The organism is Pseudomonas sp. NY15437, assembly GCF_048068435.1.
GTDB lineage: Bacteria > Pseudomonadota > Gammaproteobacteria > Pseudomonadales > Pseudomonadaceae > Pseudomonas > Pseudomonas nitroreducens_B.
In genome coordinates this window covers 189,791-208,426 of sequence record NZ_JBLUQC010000002.1, presented here as the reverse complement: position 1 = coordinate 208,426, position 18,636 = coordinate 189,791, and the positions used below count along the sequence as shown (strand labels likewise).

Genomic DNA, 18,636 nt, shown 5'->3' with positions numbered 1-18,636 from the left:
AGTTTCCGGGGCCGGTGGCCGGCCCCGGTACGACCATCAGCCGATGGTGATCGGCGGCAGCGCGGGCAGTTCGATGTTGAGCTTCTCGGTCGGCGCCATGACTTCGGCCTCGCCCTTGACCACGGCCTTGCCGTCCTGGTTGAGCACCACGGTGCCGATGCGCACGCGGTTCTTCGGCAGCTTTTCCAGTACTTCCAGCTCCACCGTCAATTGGTCGCCCAGCTTCACCGGGCGGGTGAAGGCCAGGTTCTGGCCGAGGTAGATGGTGCCCGGGCCGGGCAGGGTGGTGGCGATCGCCGCGCTGATCAGCGCGCCGGTGAGCATGCCGTGGGCGATGCGCTCCTTGAACTGGGTGGTGGCGGCGTAGTCGGCGTCCAGGTGCACCGGGTTGCGGTCGCCGGAGACTTCGGCGAACAGCTGGACGTCGCGCTCGCCGACGCTGCGCTGGAAGCTGGCCTTCTGGCCGACTTCGAGTTCGTCGTAGGGAACGTTTTGCACGGTGGTCATAGGGGCTCCTCGGATTTCTCGACCTGTGGGATGGGGCAGTGCGCGCCCAGCCAGTCGATCAGGTTGCGGGTGACCTCGTCGCGGTTGCTCTCGTTGAACAACTCGTGGCGAGCGTCGGGATAAATCGTCAGTTGGACGTCGCGAACCCCCGCCCGGGTCATCGCCTGGGCGAGATCGCGCAGGCGGCTGCCCTGGCTGACCGGGTCGCGCTCGCCGCCGATCACCATCAGCGGCAGGTCGCTGCGGATGCGCGACAGCTGTGCCACCGGGGTGATATCAGCCAGGCCGCCGAGCAGGTCGACCCACAGCTGGTTGCTGCAACGGAAGCCGCACAGCGGGTCGGCGACGTATTTGTCGACCTCGGCGGGGTCGCGGCTCAGCCAGTCGAAGGCGGTGCGGTTGGGTTTGAACGCCTTGTTGAACGAGCCGAACGACAGGAAGTCGATCAGCGTGCTGCGCCCCAGCGGGCCCTGGCGCCAGCGCTCGAAGCGGGCGATGACGCGGGCGCTCTTGTACAGCGCCACCGGCTGGTGGTTGGAGCCGGACAGCACCGCCGCCTGTACGCTGGCGCTGTGCTGCAGCAGGTAGGCGCTGCCGATGTAGCTGCCCATGCTGTGGCCGAGCAGGATGATCGGCAGGTCCGGATGCTCCTCGCGCACGTGCTGGTTGAGCGTGTGCAGGTCGCCGATCACCTTGCCCCAGCCGCCGTGGTCGGCGTAGTGGCCCAGTTCGCCGTTCTCGGCGGTGCGGCCGTGGCCGCGCTGGTCGATGGCATAGAGGTGATAGCCGGCGGCGTTCAGCGCCAGGCCCAGGCGCTCGTAGCGGCCGCTGTGCTCGGCCATGCCGTGGGACAGCATCAGGGCCCCGCGCGACGGGCCTTCCGGTGCCCAGTGGCGGGTGTAGAGCGGTGTCTCGTCGCTGGCGGCGAGCCAGTAGGCGGCGTAGGGCATGGGGTCCATCCTGCTTGTTGTTCGTCGATTCTTGTTGGAATGGGGCCATGGAAGGGGCCGGACGGGGCGATTCTGCCACGCCGGGACATTTCCTGTATGGATTGCCGATGATGCCCGGCCATCGTCGTGCAAGTCCCGTCCTTGGCGGCCGTCGGCTCTATCCCGCGCCATGCCGGGGTGGTGGCGCAAGATTCACGCAGTCTATGACGCCGCCTGGAGTCTTTGCGATGACCAAAGGAACTGCTAGCTTCCGTCGAATGACCGCAATGACGGTTCGGTTTCGCTCAGGTACGAGGACAAGAATAAATGCAACCTGAATTCTGGAACGACAAACGCCCGGCCGGCGTGCCCAGTGACATAGACCTGGCCGCCTACAAGTCGGTGGTGGAAGTCTTCGAGCGCTCCTGCAAGAAATTCGCCGACCGCCCGGCCTTCAGCAACATGGGCGTGACCCTGACCTACGCCGAGCTGGATCGCCTGTCCGCCGCCTTCGGCGCCTACCTGCAGAAGCACACCGACTTGAAGCCCGGCGACCGCATCGCCGTGCAGATGCCGAACATCCTGCAATACCCCATCGCCGTGTTCGGCGCCCTGCGCGCCGGGCTCATCGTGGTCAACACCAATCCGCTCTACACCGCCCGCGAAATGCGCCACCAGTTCAAGGATTCCGGCGCCCGCGCGCTGGTCTACGTGAACCTGTTCGGCAAGCTGGTGCAGGAAGTGCTCCCCGATACCGGCATCGAGTACCTGATCGAAGCGCAGATGGGCGACCTGCAGCCCGCGCTCAAGGGCCTGCTGGTCAATACCGTGGTCAAGCACGTGAAGAAGATGGTGCCGGCGTACAACCTGCCACAGGCCGTCGCCTTCAACTCCGCTCTGCGCCAGGGCCGCGGCCATGGCCTGCAGCCGGTCAAGGTCGGCCTGGACGACATCGCGGTGCTGCAGTACACCGGCGGCACCACCGGTGTGGCCAAGGGCGCCATGCTCACCCACGGCAACCTGGTGGCGAACATGCAGCAGGTGCATGCCTGCCTGCAGCAGCACGGCCCGGACGGCAAGCCGCTGATGCAGGTCGGCAACGAGGTGATGATCGCGCCGCTGCCGCTGTACCACATCTATGCCTTTACCGCGAACTGCATGTGCATGATGGTCAACGGCAACCACAACGTGCTCATCACCAATCCGCGCGACATTCCCGGCTTCATCAAGGAGCTGAAGAAGTGGCGCTTCTCCGCGCTGCTGGGCCTGAACACCCTGTTCGTCGCCCTGATGGACCGCCCGGAATTCAAGGAGCTGGACTTCTCCAACCTCAAGGTCACCAACTCCGGCGGTACCGCGCTGGTCACCGCCACCGCCGAACGCTGGAAATCCCTGACCGGCTGCACCGTGGTGGAGGGCTACGGCCTCACCGAAACCTCCCCGGTGGTCAGCACCAACCCCTATGGCGAGCAGGCGCGCCTGGGCACGGTCGGCATCCCGGTGCCCGGCACCGCGCTGAAGGTGATCGACGACGACGGCAATGACCTCGGCCTGGGCGAGCGCGGCGAACTGTGCGTGAAGGGCCCGCAGGTCATGAAAGGCTACTGGCAGCGCCCGGACGCCACCGCCGAGGTGCTGGACGCCGACGGTTGGCTGCGCACCGGCGATATCGCGGTGATCGACCCGGATGGCTTCACCCGCATCGTCGACCGCAAGAAGGACCTGATCATCGTCTCCGGCTTCAACGTCTATCCCAACGAGATCGAAGACGTGGTCATGGCGCACCCGAAGGTCGCCAACTGCGCGGCGGTCGGCGTGCCGGACGAAAAATCCGGCGAGGCGGTGAAGCTGTTCGTGGTGGCCCGCGAGGGCGGCGTCACCGTCGAGGAGCTCAAGGCCTACTGCAAGGAAAACTTCACCGGCTACAAGGTACCCAAGCACATCGTGCTCAAGGATGCCCTGCCGATGACGCCGGTGGGCAAGATCCTGCGCCGGGAGCTGCGCGAGACGGCGTAAGCCTGGCGAGTGCCAAAAAAAGGGGGCTGATCCGGGATCAGCCCCCTTTTTGTTTGGGCGGGGCCCTGGAGCGCAGAGCCCTGGCCGATGCCGTCACCGCCGAGAACGACTTCGGCCGCCGTGAACGAACAAACCCCAGCCTCGGCTGGGGTTCCTGGCGGTCAACGCGGGCGCTGGCAGGGGCGGGTCAGCCGCCGCAGCCGCCACTGCCGCAGTTGCAGCAACCGTCTTTCTTGCGCAGGATTTCGTAGAGATCGTCCTTGAGCTGGAGCTTCTGCTTCTTCAGCACCTCGATGGCGTCGTGGGTGGCGGGGATGATGCCGGCTTCCATGTTCTTGATCTCCTGGTCGAGATCGTTGTGGCTGTGGAAGAGCTTGGCAAAATGCGGGTCTTCGGATTTCAGACGGGAAATTTTATCGCGGAATTCGGGAAACATGAGGGTTCTCCAGGAGAGTGCAAAAGCACTTTGCTGGATCCGGGCCCGGCCAGTGTTGAGGTAGATCACTGAAGCGCAGCGCATTGCGCATGGGGAAGTGCCAGCGCTGCGGGCGGAAACCATTCCGCCTTGGATGCCATGCGAAATCGCCTGATTCGAACTCCGACGATTTACCCTGCGACACGGTTTGGTCCGACCTTCAGTCCCGGACTTTTTTACGGTTTCATTTCCCTGAAACCCACTTTGTCAGACAATCCAACAAGGCTGCGAGCCTTCTGGGACGGGCTTTTCCGACGAGCGGAATGAAAATGACCAGGTCCACTGTTTTCGGTCATTTTTCTTACTGGCGAGGCTGTGTTTGGTGCTGGTCGCGTTTTCCCAAAGCTGATAATCTCGGCCCGCTTTTCGCTTTCCGAGCCAGGGGAAAGCGACACAAACACAACAAAGAACCGCGAACGCGGTAAAGATGAGCTGTTGCTTAGGAGTGGGCTTCCATGACCGACAATTTCTGGAAGGACAAATACCCAGTGGGGATCGCTGCCGAGATCAACGCTGACCAGTACCCGAACATCCTCGCGGTACTCAAAGAGTCCTGCCAACGCTTTGCAGACAAGCCTGCCTTCAGCAACCTGGGCAAGACCCTGACCTACGGCGAGATGTACAAGCTCTCCGGGGACTTCGCCGCTTACCTGCAACAGAACACCGATCTCCAGCCCGGCGATCGCATCGCCGTGCAACTGCCCAACCTGCTGCAATACCCGGTCGTGGTGTTCGGCGCCATGCGCGCCGGCCTGATCGTGGTCAACACCAACCCGCTGTACACCGCGCGGGAAATGGAGCACCAGTTCAACGATTCCGGCGCCAAGGCGCTGGTGTGCCTGGCGAACATGGCGCACCTGGCCGAGGAAGTGCTGCCCAAGACCGGCATCCGCAACGTCATCGTCACCGAAGTGGGTGACATGCTGCCGCCGCTCAAGCGCTTCATCGTCAATTTCGTGGTCAAGAACATCAAGAAGATGGTTCCGGCCTACCACATCCCCAACGCGCAGAAGCTCACCGACGTGCTGGCCAAGGGCCGTGGCAAGGCGGTGAAGGAAGTCTCGCCGCACAACGACGACGTCGCCGTGCTGCAGTACACCGGCGGCACCACCGGCGTGGCCAAGGGCGCGATGCTCACCCACCGCAACCTGGTCGCCAACATGCTGCAGTGCAAGGCGCTGATGGGCGCCAACCTCAATGAAGGTTGCGAGATCCTCATCACCCCGCTGCCGCTGTACCACATCTACGCCTTCACCTTCCATTGCATGGCGATGATGCTCACCGGCAACCACAACATCCTGGTGACCAACCCGCGTGACCTGGCCAGCATGGTCAAGGAACTGTCGCAGTGGAAGTTCACCGGCTTCGTCGGCCTGAACACCCTGTTCGTCGGCCTGTGCAACAACGAAGGCTTCCGCAAGCTGGACTTCTCCGCCCTGAAGCTGACCCTCTCCGGCGGCATGGCCCTGCAACAGGCCAGCGCCGAGCGCTGGAAGGACGTCACCGGCTGTGCCATCTGCGAAGGCTACGGCATGACCGAGACCAGCCCGGTGGTGTCGGTGAACCCGTTCCAGAACATCCAGATCGGCACTATCGGCATCCCGGTTCCGTCGACCCTGTGCAAAGTCATCAGCGATGACGGCCAGGACCTGCCGCTGGGCGAGCGGGGCGAGCTGTGCGTCAAGGGCCCGCAGGTGATGAAGGGTTACTGGCAGCGCCAGGAGGCCACCGACGAGATCCTCGACAAGGACGGCTGGCTGCGCACCGGCGACATCGCGATCATCCAGGACGACGGCTACATGCGGATCGTCGACCGCAAGAAGGACATGATCCTGGTGTCGGGCTTCAACGTGTATCCCAACGAGCTCGAAGACGTGCTCGCGACCCTGCCGGGCGTGCTGCAGTGCGCCGCCATCGGCATCCCGGACGAGAAGTCCGGCGAGGCGATCAAGGTCTTCGTGGTGTCCAAGCCGGGCGTCACCCTGACCAAGGAGCAAGTCATGCAGCACATGCACGACAACCTCACCGGCTACAAACGGCCCAAGTCCGTCGAGTTCCGCGACAGCCTGCCGACCACCAACGTCGGCAAGATCCTGCGTCGCGAGCTGCGCGACGAAGAGCTGAAGAAGATCAGGGCCTAAGCCCGACGAACAAGGAACCCGCCGCACGGCGGGTTTTTTGTGCCCGCCCTCATCGTCCTCCGGCCCGGGTTGCCCTGCGAAAGATGCAGAGCCGTCGCCGGGGGCAGCAACAGTGTCCATAACCCGCCGCGTTTTCGGAAATCACCGATATCTCCGCCGCAGCGCCGCTCGTAGTCTCGTGCGCGCTGTTCTCCCCTGTCTCGGAGTTAAAAAACGCCATGCACCTTATCTGGACGATCTGTATCGGCTTCGTCGCGGGGCTCATTGCCCGGTGGATCACGCCGGGAAGCAACCCCGTGGGGTTCTTCATCACCGCGGCCCTGGGGATTGCCGGCGCACTGCTGGCGACCTTCGCCGGCCAGGCCTTGCACTTCTACCAGCCGGGCGAGTCCACGGGCTTCATCGGCGCCGTGATCGGCGCCGTGGTCCTGCTCGCCCTCTACCACCTGTTGTTCGCCAAGAAGAGCTGAGGTAATCACCATGAGTTTGATGGATTCGTTGTTGCAGCAAGTGGTCGGTGCCGTGGGTGGCAACCTGGAAGAGCACCTGGCAAACGCGCCGGCCGGCGCGCTGGGGCAAAGCCTCACCGCCATGTTCAATTCCGATCAGACGCCGCCCTTTGCCAATACCGTCAGCCAGTTGTTCGGCCAGTCCAACGACACGCAGCGCGCGGGCATGCTGAACCAGTTGCTGGCCGCTGCCGGCCCGGCCCTGGTTGGGCAGATGATGAGCGGCGGGCTGGGCAAGGTGCTGCAACCCGGCGCCACGCAAGTGACCCCGGAGCAGGCCAGCCAACTGAGCCCCGACGATGTGCAGGCCATGGCCGCCCAGGCCGAGCAAGCCAACCCGGGCGTGGTCGAGAGCATCGGCAACTTCTACGCCCAGCACCCGACCCTGATCAAGACGCTGGGCGGCGCCGCGTTGGCGATCGCCCTGGCCAAGCTGCGCGAACACCAAGAGGCCTGAGTCAACGTCCTCGAGGGGCTGGCGAGCGCCTGCTCGACCGGTTCCGCCGCTGACCTGGCGGGGCGCAACGCCCCGCCCAACCGGGCCACCCTGCGATCAGCATGGCGGCCCGTGCCGGTCTTTTGCGACAATTCATCCCATTGTCGCCATGACAGCCCATTCCAGGGACCGGCTTTGCACCTGCTCGCGCCGCTCCCGCCTGATGCCCGCGAAGCCGATGACCACAGACAGTACGCCGACTCCCGAACAGCTCCTGCAGCGCATGGATCACGCGATGATCCGCGACCGCCATCGCTTGCGCCGGCAGCTTCATGAACTGCGCAAGCACCCCGACGACGCCAGGTTGGCCCAGTGGGCGGAGCGCTTCCAGGCCTCCTGCGCCAAGGTCGAGGCGCGCCGAGCGAGCATCCCGCAGATCCGCTACGACGACAGCCTGCCGATTGCCGCCAAGCGCGATGAAATCAAGGCTGCGCTGGAAAAGAGCCAGGTGGTGGTGATCGCCGGCGAGACCGGTTCGGGCAAGACCACCCAGTTGCCGAAGATCTGCCTGGAGCTGGGCCGGGGCACCCATGGCCTGATCGGCCACACCCAGCCGCGCCGGCTGGCCGCGCGCAGCGTGGCGACCCGCGTAGCCGAGGAAATCGGCACGCCGCTGGGGGCATTGGTGGGTTATCAGGTGCGCTTCGAGGACCAGAGCGACGACAGCACGCTGATCAAGCTGATGACCGACGGCATCCTGCTGGCCGAGACCCAGCATGACCGCTACCTGGAACGCTACGACACGATCATCGTCGACGAAGCCCACGAACGCAGCCTGAACATCGACTTCCTGCTCGGCTTCCTCAAGACGCTGCTGCCGCGCCGGCCCGACCTCAAGCTGATCATCACCTCGGCGACCATCGACCTCGAGCGCTTCTCCAGGCATTTCGGCGATGCGCCCATCGTCGAGGTGTCGGGCCGCACCTATCCGGTGGAAACCTGGTATCGCCCGCTGGCGGCGGAAGTGGACGAGGACGGCGAAGCGCTGTTCGACGACCTCTCCGTGGACCAGGGCATCCTCCGCGCGCTGGACGAGATCGCCGCCCACGAGCGCGACGTGGGCAAGCGCCCCGGCGACGTGCTGGTGTTCCTGCCTGGCGAGCGCGAAATCCGCGACGCCGCCGACATGCTGCGTAAGGCCAATCTGCGCCACACCGAGGTGCTGCCGCTCTACGCGCGCCTGACGCCGGCCGAGCAGCAGAAGATCTTCGCGCCCATGCCGGGGCGCAAGATCGTGCTCGCCACCAACGTCGCGGAAACCTCGCTGACCGTGCCCGGCATCCGCTACGTGATCGACAGCGGCACCGCGCGCATCAGCCGCTACAGCTACCGCGCCAAGGTGCAGCGCCTGCCCATCGAGGCCATTTCCCAGGCCAGCGCCAACCAGCGCAAGGGCCGTTGCGGCCGGGTCGAGCCGGGCATCTGCGTACGCCTGTACAGCGAGGAAGACTTCAACGGCCGCCCGGCCTTCACCGATCCGGAAATCCTGCGCACCAACCTCGCGGCGGTGATCCTGCAGATGCTCCACCTGCGCCTGGGCGACATCGAGGCCTTCCCCTTCATCGAGCCGCCGGACGGCAAGGCGATCAACGACGGCTTCACCCTGCTGCAGGAGCTCTCCGCGGTGAACCGCGAGGGCCAGCTGACGCCGCTGGGCCGACAGCTGGCGCGCCTGCCCATCGACCCGCGCCTGGGGCGCATGCTGCTGGAAGCGGCGCAACTGGGCAGCCTGCCGGAAGTGCTCACCGTGGCCAGCGCGCTGTCCGTGCAGGACCCGCGCGAGCGGCCGATGGACCGCCAGCAGGCCGCCGACCAGGCGCATGCGCAGTGGAAGGACCCGGACTCGGACTTCGCCGCGTTGATCAATCTCTGGCGCGGCTTCGAGGAGCAGCGCCAGGCGCTGGGCTCCAACCCGCTGCGCACCTGGTGCCGGAAGAACTTCCTGAACTACCTGCGCCTGCGCGAGTGGCGCGATGCGCACCGTCAGCTGACGCTGATCTGCCGCGAGCTGCAGCTGCCCTTCAGCAAGCCGGATGCTTCTCGTAGGAGCGAGGGGGGCGCCTCCGCTATTGCTCGCGAACAGCCCAACACCGCGAAACCCCAGGACAACAAAGGCCGTCAGCCAGCCGTCGACAAAGAAGCGAAGCAGGTTCGCGAGCAAGCTCGCTCCCACAAGGGCGGTGAGCCGGACGCGAAGCCGCGCGACATCGACTACGCCGCCGTGCACAAGGCGATCCTCTCCGGCCTGCTCAGCCAGATCGGCCAGAAGGCGGAAGAGGGTGACTACCTCGGTGCGCGCCAGCGACGCTTCTGGATTCATCCCTCCAGCGTGATCGGCCGCAAGAAGCCGCAGTGGATCATGGCCGCCGAACTGGTGGAAACCACCAAGCTGTTCGCTCGCATGGTCGCGAAGATCGAGCCGGACTGGCTGGAACCGCTGGCCGGGCACCTGGTGAAGAAGAACTACCTGGAGCCGCACTGGGAGAAACGCCGTGGCCAGGTGGTGGCCTACGAGCAGGTCACCCTGTACGGCCTGATCATCATCGGCCGACGCGCCGTGCACTATGGCCCGATCGATCCGCCGGTCGCGCGCGAGATGTTCATCCGCGAGGCGCTGGTGCGCGGCGAGATCAACAGCCGCGCCAGATGCCTGTCGGCCAACCGCCAGTTGCTGGAGAAGCTCGACGAGCTGGAGGCCAAGGCGCGCCGGCGCGATATCCTCGCCGACGAAGAAACCCTGTTCGCCTACTACGACGAGCGCCTGCCGGCGGACATCTATCAGTCCGCCAGCTTCGAGAAATGGTACGAGCGCGAGCACCGGCAGCACCCGGACCTGCTGATCATGCGCGAGGACGATGTCCTCGCCCGCGACGCCAGCGAAGTCACCGCCGGGCTCTACCCGGACCGCCTGCGCCTGGGCGAGCTGCAATTGCCGCTCAGCTACCACTTCGAGCCCGGCCACGTGCGTGACGGCGTGACGGTGCGCGTGCCGGCGCCGCTGCTGCCGCAGCTGCCCGCCGAGCGCCTGGAATGGCTGGTGCCGGGGCTGCTGGAGGCCAAGTGCATCGAGCTGGTGCGCAGCCTGCCCAAGGCCATCCGCAAGAATTTCGTGCCGGTGCCGGACTTCGTCCGCGCCGCGCTGGGCAAGATGGTCTTTGCCGAGGGCGCGCTGTCCGAAGCGCTCGGCCGCGAGTTGCAGCGCATGACCGGCAGCCGCGTGCCGGAAGAGGCCTGGGCGGAGGCCGAGACCCAGGTGGAAAGCCACCTGCGGATGAACATCGAAGTCGTCGACGCACGGGGCAAGTTTCTGGGCGAAGGCCGCGACCTGGCAGAGCTGACCGCGCGCTTCGCCGAGGCCAGCCAGGCCGCGCTGGCCATCCCGCAGGCGGACAAGCCACAGAAGCCGGTGGAAGCCAAGGGCTTTGGCGAGGTGGCGGAGAAGGTCCAGCAGAAGGTCGCGGGGCTGTCGATGACGGTCTACCCGGCGCTGGTGGAAGAGGCCGGCGTGGTCAAGGAAAACCGCTTCCCGACCCAGGCCGAGGCCGACTACCAGCACCGCCGCGCCTTGCAGCGCCTGCTTCTGCAGCAGCTGGCCGAGCCGGCCAAGTTCCTGCGCAGCAAGCTGCCGGGGCAGACCGACATGGGCCTGCTCTACCGCGAGCTGGGGCGCGTCGAATCGCTGGTGGAAGACATCCTGCTGGCCAGTCTGGACAGCGCGATTCTCGACGGCGAAAGCAGTCTGCCGCGCGACGGCGCCGGGCTTGCGTCCCTCGCCGAGAAGAAGCGCGGCGCCTGGACCGAGCATGCCGAGCGCATCGCCCGTCTGACCCTGGAAATCCTCAAGCTCTGGCATGGCCTGCAGAAGCGTTTCAAGGGCAAGGTCGACCTGGCCATGACGGTGCCGCTCAACGATGTGAAGGGGCAGTTGGCCCAACTGGTCTACCCCGGCTTCGTGCGCGACACGCCGCTGGAATGGCTGAAGGAATACCCGCGCTACCTGAAGGCAGTGGAACAACGCCTGGACAAGGTCGCCGGACAGGTCCAGCGCGACCGCGTGTGGAGCGGCGAGATGGCCGGCTACTGGGAGCAGTACACGGCGCGCCTGGCCAAGCATGCCCAAGAGGGCAAGCGTGACCCGGAGCTGGTGCTGTATCGCTGGATGCTGGAGGAATACCGCGTCTCGCTGTTCGCCCAGCAGTTGGGGACGAAACTGCCGGTGTCGGACAAGCGCCTGTCCAAGCAGTGGAGCCAGGTCGAGGCCTGATTCTGTGGGGGCGAGCTTGCTCGCGACCGGCTTGCCGATGACTCAGGTCGTCGGCTGGAGTCCCTTCCTTCACCCTAACCCTCTCCCAGAGGGAGAGGGGACTGATCGGCGTGGACGGAGGTGGCGGCGTTAGCCGGAACCTGAGTTGCCGGCTGAAACCTGAACGTTCAGTTTGCACGGACAACCCCCTCTCCCTCTGGGAGAGGGCTGGGGTGAGGGGAGCCGCAAGGCGGCTCTGCCCCGAAACTCAATCCCGCTTCGGAATATTCAGCCCGCGCTGCACCGCCGGCCGCGCGAGGAAGCGCTCCAGCACGCGCTTCACGTTCCTGAAGTTGTCGAAACCCACCAGTTCGCTGGCCTCGTAGAACCCCACCAGGTTGCGAATCCACGGGAAGGTGGCGATGTCGGCGATGGTGTAGCGCTCGCCCAGGATCCAGTCGCGGCCTTCCAGGTGGCGGTCGAGCACGGCCAGCAGGCGCTTGGCTTCGTCCACGTAGCGCTGCAGCGGGCGTTTGTCCTCGTAGTCCTTGCCGGCGAATTTGTGGAAGAAGCCGATCTGCCCGAACATCGGGCCGATGCCGCCCATCTGGAACATCAGCCACTGCAGGGTCTCGTAGCGACCGCTGGCGCCGGGGGCGATCAGCGAGTCGGTCTTGTCGGCGAGATAGACCAGGATCGCCCCGGACTCGAACAGCGCCAGCGGCTTGCCGTCCGGGCCATTGGGGTCGAGGATCGCCGGGATCTTGTTGTTCGGGTTCAGCGAGAGGAACTCCGGGGACATCTGGTCGTTGCGCTCGAAGCTGACCAGGTGCGGCTCGTAGGGCAGGCCGAGCTCTTCCAGCATGATCGACACCTTCACGCCGTTGGGCGTGGGCAGCGAGTACAGCTGCAGGCGGTCAGGGTGTTCGGCGGGCCATTTGCGGGTGATGGGGAACGCGGAAAGGTCTGGCATGCATACTCCGGCAAGGTCACTGAGATTAAGCAGCGAAAGGCCTCAGGATAGCCCTGCGCGCGCCATCGGTCATGACCTGCGCGCGACAAACCGGTATGGTGCGGGCCCATACCCAGTCAATGGAAAAGGAACCCCGGCATGAGCCTGCAAGGCACTTACGATCCGCAGAACATCTTCGCTCAGATCATTCGCGGCGAGGCCCCGTGCTACAAGCTGTACGAGGACGACGACGTACTCGCCTTCCTCGATCTGTTCCCGCAGTCCTACGGCCACGCCTTGGTGATTCCGAAGAATTCCCCGGCGCGCAACATCCTCGAGGTCGACCCTGACGCGCTGGCGAAAGTGATGCGCGTGGTGCAGCGCCTGACCGGTGTGATCGTCGCGGAACTCAACCCCGACGGCGTGCAGATTGCCCAGTTCAACGGCGCGCCGGCCGGGCAAACGGTGTTCCACATCCACGTGCACATCGTCCCGCGCTACGCCGGCGAGGGCCTGGGCATCCACGCGGCGAACAAGGCCGATGCGGAGCAGCTGCAGAAGCTGCAGGCGCGCCTCGTCGCCCGGCTGAACGGCTGAGGCGCACCCGCGCGGTCGGCGGTTACTCGACCGCCGGCTTGATGTCGAAGCCGGTGCGGTTGTCGCTGACGATGCGGAAGGCGTTGTTGCCGCCCGGTTCCAGCGGCACCAGCAGCTCGCGGCGCAGCATGGCCTTGCTGCACAGGCCTTCGCCATCCTTGTCGCCGATGATGCCGACCACATGCTTGCCCACCGGTACGTGGAAGCTGGCCGACTCGCCCTTGCCGATGCGCGCGGCCACTTCATGGTCGATGGTGAGGGCGACATAGCAGCCACCGCCGATGTAGCCCACGTCGCGGGTCACGTCGACCTTCACGCTGTCCTTGCCCGGTTGCTGGTAGGCCAGCAGGCGGTCGGCGGGGACGGGTTGCACTTCATCGCTCTGGTACGACGCACAGCCGGACAACACCCCAGTGGAAACGGCGAGCACGGACACGACGGCAAGGATCGAACGCATAGACTTCCTCCATGGACAGTGCAGCCTAGGCTAGCCTATCCGCCCGGTTTCCGTCGGGTTGGCTATGCATCGTAGGAAATTGGAGTAGTCTTCAGGAACCTGAATCGGGCTGGAGCGCCCGGATGCCGCCATATCGGCCGAACCGCCGGGCGGTCGAGCCAAGGAGCAGGGCGATGCACCGCAACAGCGACCCGGACCACCTGTTCGAGTCCAGCGCCGGACCGACCGGCCTGGAGGAGGCCGATCATCGCCTGCTGATGCGGCTGATCTTCGGTTGCACCGGGGCGACCCTGGGGGTGTTCTCGCTCCTCCAGTACTTCGCCGGCAATGCCTGGCTGTCCAGCGCGGAGCTGCTCACCAGCGTGTTGCTGCTGTGGGCGGCGCACCGGCTCAAGCGGGTTCGCCGACTGGTGCCGTGGATCATCGCCTACCTGCTGCCGACCTTCTGCTTCATCCTCTACATCATCGTCATGCCCGGCGCGTCGGCCACGGCCTTCGTCTGGGTCTACCTCATGCCGGTGATGGCGTATCTGCTGCTGGGCAAGTGGCGTGGCTTCCTCCTCGCCGTGCCGTTCATGCTCATTGCCACGGTCATGTACCTGCACGCCAACCAGGTGCGCCTGGATGCGCCGGGGCTGATCGACATCGGCAACGGTATCTTCTGCGGCGTGCTGGTGATCGCCTTCATGCATGTCTACGAAGAACGCCGCGCCGCCGCCTACAAGCAGCTGCGGCACCTGGCGCTGACCGATGCGCTGACCGGCGTGGCCAGCCGCGAAAGCTTCCAGCGCGCGCTGCGCCGCTGCATCCAGGAGGCGGCGCGCTACGAAACGCGGCTGGTGCTGGTGGTACTGGACGTCGACCACTTCAAGAACATCAACGACCAGTGGGGCCACGATGCCGGCGACAAGGCGCTACAGCATCTGTGCAATCGCCTGCGCCATCGCCTGCGCGCAACCGACCTGATCGGCCGGCTGGGCGGCGAGGAATTCGGCTTGCTGCTGCCCTTCACCGACCGCTTCGACGCCAAGCCGCTGGTGGAGTCCCTGCGCCGTGACATCGACGAGGCACCGCTGATGTACCACGGCGAACGCATCCAGATTTCCGCCACCTTCGGCCTCGCCGAGTGGCCGGGCGACGGTCTGGATGCGGACGAACTCTACCGGTGCACCGATCGCCGCCTGTATCGGGGCAAGGCTGAGGGGCGCAACCGCCTGGTCTACAGCGACCCGGCCTGAGCACGCCTGGCCGCCACGGGCTCGGCAATCCGCGCGTAGGCGCTGCGCACCGTGCGCGCCATCTTCCGCTCCACCCATTCGTAGCTCAGCCAGGACAGCAGCAGGATGGCCGGCACGCTGAGGCCCAGCGCCTGGTAGGGCGTCAGGCCCAGCCGCTCATGCAGCCAGTACGCGGCCAGCCAGAGCACGATGACGTGCAGCAGGTATACCGAATACGACCAGTCGCCCAGCGCGTGCAGGACGCGGTTGCGCTCGAACAACGGCTCCAGCGCCACGCACGCGGCCAGCAGCGCGGCGGCTGGCAGGCCCCAGGTCAGCAGGCGCCAGGGATGGTCGGCGGGGAACAGCACGATGGTGGCCACCGCCCCGGCGGCCATCGCCAGCGCCAGCGGCCTGGGCAGGTCCAGCCAGCCGCGTCGGTATAGCGCCGCCAGGCCCAGGCCGAGGAGGAATTCGAAGATGATCGGGTTGCGGTAGAAGTGGCTGAGCCAGGGTTCCCGCGCCAGTACCTGCGCCACCAGCAGCACCAGGCCGGTCACCAGCCACGGGCGCCAGCGTTCGGCGACCAGGAAGGAGAGGGCGAACAGCCCATAGAAGAGCATCTCGAAGTTCAGCGTCCAGCCCACCGGCAGCACCGGGTAGAGGCCGAAGCCGCCGGGGTTCTCGCTGGGGATGAACAGCAGGGACAGCAGCAGCGACTTGCCGCCGACACCGTAGACCGGCATCACGTCGGCGAAGGCGTAGAGGATCAGCGCGGTGATCGCCGTGTACAACCAGTAGGCCGGGGCGACGCGGGCCAGGCGCTGGACCAGGAAGGTCACCGGCGACATCGGCCGGCCAGCGCTGGAGAGGTGGATCACAAAGCCGCTGAGGACGAAGAAGATATCCACCCCGACCTGGCCGCGGGTGGAGAGGAGCTTGCCGCCGAGGCTGTCGGCACGGAAATCGAAGAACACCTGCATGAAGTGATGGAACACCACCAGCCAGGCGGCCAGTGCCCGCAGTGCCTGAAGCGAAACCAGCATGGGTGGGCGAGTCCTCCGTCTGTGGATAAAAGAAAGGGGCGCGACAAGGCGCGCCCCTTTCCTCGACAGTACGGTCTCGCCGATCGTTCACCGGGCCTGCTGGGCGGTCGCTGCGGAGATCGCCGGTCCGCGCTCCAGGCGCAGGCAGATCAGCGCCGTTGCGATCGCCGCCAGCGGCAGCAGCGCACCGACCCAGGGCAGCGCGGCGAGGCCCGGGCCATGGTCGATGGTCAGCCCGCCGAGCCAGGCGCCCAGGGCATTGCCCAGGTTGAAGGCGGCGATGTTGAAACTCGCCGCGACGCTCTGGCCGGCACCGTGGGCCTTCTCCAGCACCCACATCTGCAGCGGCGGCACGGTGGCGAAGCCGGCCGCGCCGAGCAGGGCGATGAAAATCACCACCGCCACCTGGTTCTGCAGCGCGAAGCTCATCAGCCCCATGACCACCGCCAGCGCCACCAGGCTGCCGAGCAGGGCGGGCACCAGCCTGCGATCGGCGAGCTTGCCGCCGAGCAGGTTGCCCAGCACCAGGCCGCCGCCGAAGACCAGCAGCACCGGCGATACCGCGGTCTCGGAGAAGCCGGCGAGGCGGGTCAGCAGTGGCGAGACGTAGCTGAACACGGTGAACACGCCGCCGAAACCGAGCACGGTGGTCAGCAGGCCGAGCAGCACCGCCGGACGCTTGAGCACGCGGAAGTCGTCGCGCAGGTTGCCGGCGGCGGGCGGTGCACCGGTGCGCGGGAGGTAGACCGCAAGGATCGCCAGGGCCAGCACGCCGATGCCGGTCACCACCCAGAAGGCCGCGCGCCAGCCATAGAGTTGGCCGAGCCAGGTGCCCAGCGGTACGCCGAGGATGGTGGCGACGGTAAGGCCGGTGAACATCAGGGCGATGGCCGAGGCGCGTCGTTCCGCCGGGACCAGGCTGGTGGCGACCACCGAGCCGACGCCGAAGAAGGTGCCATGGGCGAAGGAGGTCAGCACGCGCGCCGCCATCAGTGTGGTGTAGTCCGGCGCCAGGGCGCAGGCGAGGTTGCCGAGGGTGAAGATCACCATCAACCCGAGCAGGGTCCGGCGTTGCGGCCAGCGCGCGGTGAGAGCAGTGAGCAAGGGGGCACCGAGCACCACGCCCAGCGCGTAGCCGGAGATCAGCAGACCGGCGGCGGAGATGGACACGCCGAAGTCATGGCCGACCTCCAGCAGCAATCCCATGATCACGAATTCGGTTACGCCGATACCAAAGGCACCGGCGGTCAGGGCGTACAAGGCAATGGGCACGTGGGCTCTCCCGATGGATTCAAGCATGGGCGCCACGTTATCGCTGAGCGGATTACTGATATAGACTGCTTTTCAGCAAATCACCTGTGAATTGAATTCAACATGGCCCGGCCTGACGTCAACCGCTTCGGCGAAATGGAAGTCTTCATCCGCGTGGTGGAAACCGGCGGCTTCACCGCTGCTGCGCAGCAATGCGGAATGACCCCGTCGGCCGTCAGCAAGCTGGTAGCGCGGCTGGAGGATCGTCTGGGCGCGCGTCTGTTCAACCGCTCCACCCGTCGCCAGCAACTCACGGCGGAAGGCGCGGCGTTCTACGAGCGCAGCCTGCGCATCCTCGCCGACCTCGACGAAGCCGAGCGTGAGGCTTCGGCCAGCGCCGAGCCGCAAGGCCGGGTGCGCATCAGCTGCAACCTGCCGGTCGGGCGGCAATTCCTCATTCCGGCGCTGCCGCTGTTCTTCGAGCGGCATCCGGGCGTCAGTCTCGACCTGCACCTGACCGACGAAGTGGTGGACCTGTTAGAGGTCCGCGCCGACGTCGCCGTGCGCAGCGGCCCGCTGCGGGATTCGCGACTGGTGGCGCGCTCGCTGGGGGAATCCGGGCACAAGGTCGTCGCCTCGCCCGAGTACCTGGCACGGCAGGGGACGCCGCTGCAGCCGAGCGATCTGCCCCGGCACAACTGCGTGGGCTTCAGCTATCGACGGATCGAGCCGGACTGGCCGTTCCTCGGCCGCTCGCCGGAGCAGGCGGAACCCGGCGGCAACGTCCAGGCCAGCGATGGCGACAGCGTCCGCCATCTGGCGCTGGCGGGCCTCGGGCTGGCGCGGCTGGCGGAATTCCAGGTGCGCGAGGATATCGCTGCCGGGCGGCTGGTGGAGGTGCTGGCGGACTTCAATCCCGGCGACCGCAAACCCATGCACGCACTCTACCTGGGCAAGCCGGGGCACCTGCCGGCCAGGGTACGGGCGGTGCTCGACTTCCTCGCCGAGCACGTACGCATCGACTGACTCACGCGGCTTCGAGCAGCGCCAGGGTATCGGCCGCGCCCATCATCTTCGCCGCGGCCATGGCGGTCAGGCCGCTGGCGTCGCGGGCCTCGCGATTGGCGCCGTGCTCCAGCAGGCAGAGGACGATCTCCGGGCGGTTGAACATCGCTGCCATCATCAGCGCGGTCTTGCCGTCGGGCGAGGCACCTTCCACCTGGGCGCCGCGGCTGAGCAGCAGGCGCACCATCTCCAGGTCGCCCTTGAAGGCGGCGCCGGCCAGGGGTGTTTGCCCGGCGTTGTTGCGCAGGTCGGGATCGGCGCCGTGGTCAAGCAGCACAGCGACGGTATCGTGGTGGCCGTAGTAGCTGGCCAGCATCAGCAGGCTGTCGCCCTTGTGGTTGCGCAGGTTGGCCGGCAGCCCCTGGCGGAGCAGTTCCGTCAGACGCAGGCTGTCGCCCTGTCGGGCAAGGTCGATCATCTGGTTGGCGAATTCCAGCGTCTGTTCGTCCATTTCCGGGCGGTTGGCGGCACTCATCCTGAAGTCTCCTAGGCAAAGTCGGGAATGCGCTGAAGGATAGGGCGTTGCGCGCCGTAGCGCGTCCACACTGTCTCTATGGTGCCGGTGGAAAATTTCAATCCGTTGCTTCAACGCAGGCGCGGCGTGATTCTGGTCGGTAATCTTGCGCAAATGTCGCCCTCGCACGGCGGCTTTTCGGCGAAAATTGCAGCATAATCAGCGATCAGCGGTTGCACCCCCGGGTAGCACCGCACACCGCCGGGCGGGCAAAGGTGCCC

The 18,636-nt window shown here is 66.1% G+C and carries 16 protein-coding genes; 8 read left to right on the top strand and 8 right to left on the bottom strand.

Going from position 1 to position 18,636, the window contains the following annotated elements; all coding sequences use genetic code 11:
- Positions 1-36 precede the first annotated feature (36 nt).
- Both ACNFIA_RS05075 and ACNFIA_RS05070 read right to left on the bottom strand, forming a co-directional pair.
- Positions 37-507 carry a MaoC family dehydratase gene (locus ACNFIA_RS05075; RefSeq protein ID WP_416783235.1) on the bottom strand — a complete coding sequence of 157 codons (471 nt, stop codon included), beginning with the start codon at positions 505-507 and terminating at the stop codon, positions 37-39.
- Entirely contained in the window at positions 504-1,457 is a 954-nt protein-coding gene (locus tag ACNFIA_RS05070; protein ID WP_416783233.1) for a lysophospholipase, read from the bottom strand. Before ACNFIA_RS05070 ends, ACNFIA_RS05075 begins: the two co-directional genes overlap by 4 nt.
- A gap of 306 nt (positions 1,458-1,763) precedes the next feature.
- Here ACNFIA_RS05070 and fadD2 point away from each other — a divergent pair, with 306 nt between their 5' ends.
- Positions 1,764-3,452 (top strand): long-chain-fatty-acid--CoA ligase FadD2, encoded by a 1,689-nt coding sequence (gene fadD2, locus ACNFIA_RS05065; protein WP_416783232.1) that lies wholly within the window; start codon positions 1,764-1,766, stop codon positions 3,450-3,452.
- 187 nt (positions 3,453-3,639) lie between these two features.
- Here the strand turns inward: fadD2 and ACNFIA_RS05060 are convergent, their stop codons facing one another.
- Positions 3,640-3,888, bottom strand: coding sequence for a YdcH family protein (locus tag ACNFIA_RS05060; RefSeq protein ID WP_416783231.1), 249 nt, complete (start codon positions 3,886-3,888; stop codon positions 3,640-3,642).
- A gap of 494 nt (positions 3,889-4,382) precedes the next feature.
- Here ACNFIA_RS05060 and fadD1 point away from each other — a divergent pair, with 494 nt between their 5' ends.
- The 4 genes from fadD1 (at position 4,383) to hrpA (ending at position 11,337) form a co-directional block, all read left to right on the top strand.
- Positions 4,383-6,068 (top strand): long-chain-fatty-acid--CoA ligase FadD1, encoded by a 1,686-nt coding sequence (gene fadD1, locus ACNFIA_RS05055; protein ID WP_259753415.1) that lies wholly within the window; start codon positions 4,383-4,385, stop codon positions 6,066-6,068.
- A 218-nt stretch (positions 6,069-6,286) separates the two neighbouring features.
- Positions 6,287-6,538 (top strand): GlsB/YeaQ/YmgE family stress response membrane protein, encoded by a 252-nt coding sequence (locus ACNFIA_RS05050; RefSeq protein ID WP_259753416.1) that lies wholly within the window; start codon positions 6,287-6,289, stop codon positions 6,536-6,538.
- A gap of 10 nt (positions 6,539-6,548) precedes the next feature.
- Positions 6,549-7,034, top strand: coding sequence for a hypothetical protein (locus ACNFIA_RS05045; protein WP_259753417.1), 486 nt, complete (start codon positions 6,549-6,551; stop codon positions 7,032-7,034).
- Between the two features lie 217 nt (positions 7,035-7,251).
- On the top strand, positions 7,252-11,337 hold the full coding sequence (gene hrpA, locus ACNFIA_RS05040) for an ATP-dependent RNA helicase HrpA (RefSeq protein WP_416783229.1): 4,086 nt from the start codon (positions 7,252-7,254) through the stop codon (positions 11,335-11,337).
- A gap of 247 nt (positions 11,338-11,584) precedes the next feature.
- On the opposite strand, the gene ACNFIA_RS05035 is transcribed toward hrpA, so the two are convergent.
- Positions 11,585-12,289: a glutathione binding-like protein gene (locus ACNFIA_RS05035; protein ID WP_416783227.1), complete on the bottom strand. Its 705-nt coding sequence runs from the start codon at positions 12,287-12,289 to the stop codon at positions 11,585-11,587.
- Positions 12,290-12,427: 138 nt separating this feature from the next.
- Between ACNFIA_RS05035 and ACNFIA_RS05030 the strand changes: the two genes are divergently transcribed.
- Positions 12,428-12,865: an HIT family protein gene (locus tag ACNFIA_RS05030; RefSeq protein WP_416783225.1), complete on the top strand. Its 438-nt coding sequence runs from the start codon at positions 12,428-12,430 to the stop codon at positions 12,863-12,865.
- 22 nt (positions 12,866-12,887) lie between these two features.
- Here ACNFIA_RS05030 and ACNFIA_RS05025 read toward each other — a convergent pair whose 3' ends face one another.
- The gene (locus ACNFIA_RS05025; protein WP_416783223.1) at positions 12,888-13,322 is read right to left on the bottom strand and encodes a 3-isopropylmalate dehydratase; all 435 of its coding nucleotides are present in this window, start codon (positions 13,320-13,322) and stop codon (positions 12,888-12,890) included.
- A 173-nt stretch (positions 13,323-13,495) separates the two neighbouring features.
- Between ACNFIA_RS05025 and ACNFIA_RS05020 the strand changes: the two genes are divergently transcribed.
- Complete coding sequence (locus ACNFIA_RS05020; protein ID WP_416783221.1) at positions 13,496-14,560, top strand: GGDEF domain-containing protein; 1,065 nt, start codon at positions 13,496-13,498, stop codon at positions 14,558-14,560.
- Here the strand turns inward: ACNFIA_RS05020 and ACNFIA_RS05015 are convergent.
- Entirely contained in the window at positions 14,542-15,585 is a 1,044-nt protein-coding gene (locus ACNFIA_RS05015; RefSeq protein WP_416783220.1) for an acyltransferase family protein, read from the bottom strand. The two genes, ACNFIA_RS05020 and ACNFIA_RS05015, sit on opposite strands and share 19 nt — an antisense overlap.
- A gap of 87 nt (positions 15,586-15,672) precedes the next feature.
- Positions 15,673-16,857 carry an MFS transporter gene (locus ACNFIA_RS05010; protein ID WP_416783218.1) on the bottom strand — a complete coding sequence of 395 codons (1,185 nt, stop codon included), beginning with the start codon at positions 16,855-16,857 and terminating at the stop codon, positions 15,673-15,675.
- Between the two features lie 102 nt (positions 16,858-16,959).
- Here ACNFIA_RS05010 and ACNFIA_RS05005 point away from each other — a divergent pair, with 102 nt between their 5' ends.
- On the top strand, positions 16,960-17,862 hold the full coding sequence (locus ACNFIA_RS05005; protein ID WP_259753425.1) for a LysR family transcriptional regulator: 903 nt from the start codon (positions 16,960-16,962) through the stop codon (positions 17,860-17,862).
- A gap of 1 nt (position 17,863) precedes the next feature.
- On the opposite strand, the gene ACNFIA_RS05000 is transcribed toward ACNFIA_RS05005, so the two are convergent.
- A complete protein-coding gene (locus tag ACNFIA_RS05000; RefSeq protein ID WP_416783216.1) occupies positions 17,864-18,376 on the bottom strand; it encodes an ankyrin repeat domain-containing protein in 513 nt (170 codons plus the stop codon).
- Positions 18,377-18,636: the final 260 nt, after the last annotated feature.

Bases quoted from the DNA above. Each gene is read 5' to 3' on its own strand.
- ACNFIA_RS05075 (WP_416783235.1), bottom strand. From the start codon at position 507: ATGACCACCGTGCAAAACGTTCCCTACGACGAACTCGAAGTCGGCCAG.
- ACNFIA_RS05070 (WP_416783233.1), bottom strand. From the start codon at position 1,457: ATGCCCTACGCCGCCTACTGGCTCGCCGCCAGCGACGAGACACCGCTC.
- fadD2 (WP_416783232.1), top strand. From the start codon at position 1,764: ATGCAACCTGAATTCTGGAACGACAAACGCCCGGCCGGCGTGCCCAGT.
- ACNFIA_RS05060 (WP_416783231.1), bottom strand. From the start codon at position 3,888: ATGTTTCCCGAATTCCGCGATAAAATTTCCCGTCTGAAATCCGAAGAC.
- fadD1 (WP_259753415.1), top strand. From the start codon at position 4,383: ATGACCGACAATTTCTGGAAGGACAAATACCCAGTGGGGATCGCTGCC.
- ACNFIA_RS05050 (WP_259753416.1), top strand. From the start codon at position 6,287: ATGCACCTTATCTGGACGATCTGTATCGGCTTCGTCGCGGGGCTCATT.
- ACNFIA_RS05045 (WP_259753417.1), top strand. From the start codon at position 6,549: ATGAGTTTGATGGATTCGTTGTTGCAGCAAGTGGTCGGTGCCGTGGGT.
- hrpA (WP_416783229.1), top strand. From the start codon at position 7,252: ATGACCACAGACAGTACGCCGACTCCCGAACAGCTCCTGCAGCGCATG.
- ACNFIA_RS05035 (WP_416783227.1), bottom strand. From the start codon at position 12,289: ATGCCAGACCTTTCCGCGTTCCCCATCACCCGCAAATGGCCCGCCGAA.
- ACNFIA_RS05030 (WP_416783225.1), top strand. From the start codon at position 12,428: ATGAGCCTGCAAGGCACTTACGATCCGCAGAACATCTTCGCTCAGATC.
- ACNFIA_RS05025 (WP_416783223.1), bottom strand. From the start codon at position 13,322: ATGCGTTCGATCCTTGCCGTCGTGTCCGTGCTCGCCGTTTCCACTGGG.
- ACNFIA_RS05020 (WP_416783221.1), top strand. From the start codon at position 13,496: ATGCACCGCAACAGCGACCCGGACCACCTGTTCGAGTCCAGCGCCGGA.
- ACNFIA_RS05015 (WP_416783220.1), bottom strand. From the start codon at position 15,585: ATGCTGGTTTCGCTTCAGGCACTGCGGGCACTGGCCGCCTGGCTGGTG.
- ACNFIA_RS05005 (WP_259753425.1), top strand. From the start codon at position 16,960: ATGGCCCGGCCTGACGTCAACCGCTTCGGCGAAATGGAAGTCTTCATC.
- ACNFIA_RS05000 (WP_416783216.1), bottom strand. From the start codon at position 18,376: ATGAGTGCCGCCAACCGCCCGGAAATGGACGAACAGACGCTGGAATTC.